The sequence below is a fragment of the Marinobacter sp. genome (assembly GCF_035268745.1).
Taxonomy (GTDB): domain Bacteria; phylum Pseudomonadota; class Gammaproteobacteria; order Pseudomonadales; family Oleiphilaceae; genus Marinobacter.
In genome coordinates this window covers 1-3,062 of sequence record NZ_DATFKH010000089.1, presented here as the reverse complement: position 1 = coordinate 3,062, position 3,062 = coordinate 1, and the positions used below count along the sequence as shown (strand labels likewise).

2 protein-coding genes are annotated in these 3,062 nt (G+C 59.6%); one reads left to right on the top strand and one right to left on the bottom strand.

The genetic code is table 11. The features are described from left to right. The coding region (locus tag VJ956_RS07445) for a sensor histidine kinase (protein ID WP_324083407.1) at positions 1–316 on the top strand (316 nt) is incomplete at its 5' end. Between the two features lie 68 nt (positions 317–384). Here the strand turns inward: VJ956_RS07445 and VJ956_RS07440 are convergent. After that, the gene (locus tag VJ956_RS07440; protein WP_324083405.1) at positions 385–2,535 is read right to left on the bottom strand and encodes a helix-turn-helix domain-containing protein; all 2,151 of its coding nucleotides are present in this window, start codon (positions 2,533–2,535) and stop codon (positions 385–387) included. Positions 2,536–3,062: the final 527 nt, after the last annotated feature.

Here is a 3,062-nt window from a genome sequence, read left to right as displayed (position 1 = left end):
CGCGGGCACCGTGATCCAGGTGACGGTCGAGCGCGCCGGGGATGGCGTGCGCCTGACGGTAGAGGACCAAGGGCCGGGCTTGCCGGCGGAGGATCTGGAGCGGATCTTTCAGCCTTTCACCCGCAGCAACGCGCGACCCTTGGGCAAGGAGAAGGGGATCGGGCTGGGGTTATCGATCGTGCGCAATATCGTGGTCGCGCATGGGGGTAGTATTGGGGTGGAGAGCGACGAGGGGCGCGGGGCGACGTTCACGGTCTGGTTGCCGGAGGCGGGTGTCGCGAAGGCCCCCCGCTCAAGCGGATTGCCGGTTCCTTGATCAAAGTCCAGACCTCCCCAAAAAATGCCCAAACGCCCCGATTTTTTGGACACCCCGTAAACTTGAGGCTATAGCGAGACCGCCCCGACCTCAATCCGTAGCGACTTGCCGCCGGGGATCTTTGCCCCGAGACCAGTGAGTTTTCGGCAGAGCTGCTCTTGGGCCAGCCGGCGACCGGCCTGCTGCAAGGGTTCCAGTCGAATCACAACCCAGTCCTCCTCGCTTTTGATCCAGCCATGGCAATGGAGGATGGCGTAGAAGAGGTCGACCCGGTCGCTCTCTTTCGGGTAGCACTCGGCGAGGATGTCGATGAGGTAGCGGCGGGCATTCCACATCGAGGCGGTGACAAAGTCAAAGAGATTCTTGCCTTCATTGTGGATCTCTTTGAAGGAGCGGTAGTCTTCCAGATCGCGTACGTCGATGCGTTCGGGGAGCTGGTCTTGCTCCTGGCGCAGTTGCGTTTGCTGGGCTTCCAGTTCTGCAACCCGATCCGTCAGGTTCTGATGCTGGCTATTGAGCCGGGGCGAGCCGTCTTTGTTGGTGACCGGCTGGGTCTTGGCGAGTTTGTTGAGGGTGCGGGTTAGTTGGGTGTTGAGCGCCTTGAGGGCTGCGGCAATCTCCTTGCGCCGGGGGTGTTCGATCTCTTGGTGATCGCTTTCGCTGACGCCAAAGCCTGGCCGGTAGTGCAGGGGGTGACGATCGTTGAGGTGTTTGAAGGTGTTCTCCGAGGCACCCCAGCGGCTGAGCAGGGCGAAGGCGAAGGTTTCCAGGTCAAAACGCTCCTCGGGTGCCCAGCACAGCCCGCTGGCGCGGCGGTTGCTGGTTGGGTTCCACAATACGATGCGACGCAAGGTGAGGCTTTTGGGGGGGGTGTCGTCGCTCTTTTTTTCGGTCAGGGTCTTGGATTGGAGCAGGAGCTGATAGGACTTGCCATTGCATTCAAGTTGATCGGTGAAGGCTTCTGCGTCGAGGGCTTCGAGGCGCTTCTTGTCGGCATACTTCTCCCAGGTGATGAAGGGGATACCTTGTTCGACCAGCCGGGAGAAGAAGTCCAGGCCGTGGCCTTCCCGGTCGAAGACCTGGATCGGGGGGGTGTCTAGGCGGGCTTTGCCGTAGGCCCCCACTTGCACGACGGTGTCGCGCAGGTCACCTTTGCCGCGCTGGATCTCAAAGCGCACGATGCGCCCCTTGGGGTCGCAGGTGACCTGATTGGTCTGACCCGGCACGGGCATGCGGCGCTGGGTATGGTAGGCGTAGTGGACCTTTTCCTGACCGGTGTAGGGCAGCAGATGGCCGTCGGTGCACCAAAACTGGCTATCGACCAGCCCCCGGTCGACTTGGTCGTCGAAAAAGGCGTTGAGCAATGCCTGGGATTGCTTGCGCCCGGCGGCTTCATAGAACCACCCCCAGAGGGTGGACCGCGAGGGCATCTTGCCTAGCCCCAGCGTCTTGCCGGCTTCCTCCTGGCGGACATGCTTGAGTTGTTCGATGGAGCGGATGTTGTGGGCACTCATTAGCAGAAAAATCATGAAGATGCGCCACTGGTGCCCGAAACGGGCAAAGAGGCCGTCGAACCAGTGCCAGTGAACCAGGAGCGGGAAGAGCAGGATCAGGGCTCCGGCATAGCGGCTGGCGCAGCCCGCGTGGTTCTCGGCAAAGGGGAGTTCCTGTTCGGGGAGGTGGGCGCTCTCCGGCGGGTTGGCTTGCTCTTGCCGTTTCCGGGCCTCCTCCAGGGGGACTTCATTGAGTTCATAGCGCGGCGGATCAAGGTCCAGATTGCCATTTTTGGGCAGGGCGTCCCGCTCCTGCTTGCGCAGCTGTTCCAGTTGCCGCGCCTTGGTACCGGGGCGGCGTTGCTCCACATGCAGCTTGCGCTGGGTCTCGCGGCTCTTGCTCTCGCTGACCGAATAGCCCTGCACCAGCCCTTCCAGGCCAAAGTGGTTGTAGTTCTCACGATAGTTGTGAAGGGTCTGCCGACTCAGCTTAAGGGCCTTGGCCAGGCGGGTCTGGTTCACCCGTTGCTGCATCAGTTCGACCACCAACAGCTGCCGCTCGTGCTTCTCGTGAAGGTTGACCTGCTTGAGCAGCTGGCCACGGTAGTAGACATAGCCCTTGCGGCGAGGTCCGTTGGGAAGATGCAGCACATAGGCACGCCCAATCGAAAATCGGGTGGGATCGGTGGATTCTTGCTCGCCGCCCAACAGGTCGGTTTGTGTCATTGCTACCCCGGAAGTGGATTGTGAGTTTTTGCTTTCGGGGATAGAAATACAGTACCGAGAGAAAAATGGCAAGTTTTTTGTCCACATGGGTGGCTTCTTGGGGGTCAACTGTCCAAGAAGTGTCGAGTTGGCTAATTTCTCAATAAGTTACGATCGCCATCCTGCTCGGGCTTGGGAGGTCTGTATAAATTAAATAGCGGATATAGCATTCCGAGGGAGTGGCCCGTCCAATTCGACATAGCCGCTTTATATTAAGCGTTGAATCTTCGCGTTGGGCGCGAAAATCTCTGGGCATTGGTGCCAAGTTTCTGCACTTGGACTAATGCAATATGTGCGGTATGGTTGAATCTCGGGAAAACCGGGGGGTTCTCGCGCTGACACTAGTTACTTAGGCCATTGCCGGAGAAAAATATACCAGGGCGCGCCGAATTTTCGCTTGCCGTCTAGGCGCGGCAACCGGCGCATAGCCGCCCTATGTAACGGTTGCCGCAACAACGACGGCGAGTGAAAAGGCAAGCGGGCTGGTA

Bases quoted from the DNA above. Each gene is read 5' to 3' on its own strand.
- VJ956_RS07440 (WP_324083405.1), bottom strand. From the start codon at position 2,535: ATGACACAAACCGACCTGTTGGGCGGCGAGCAAGAATCCACCGATCCC.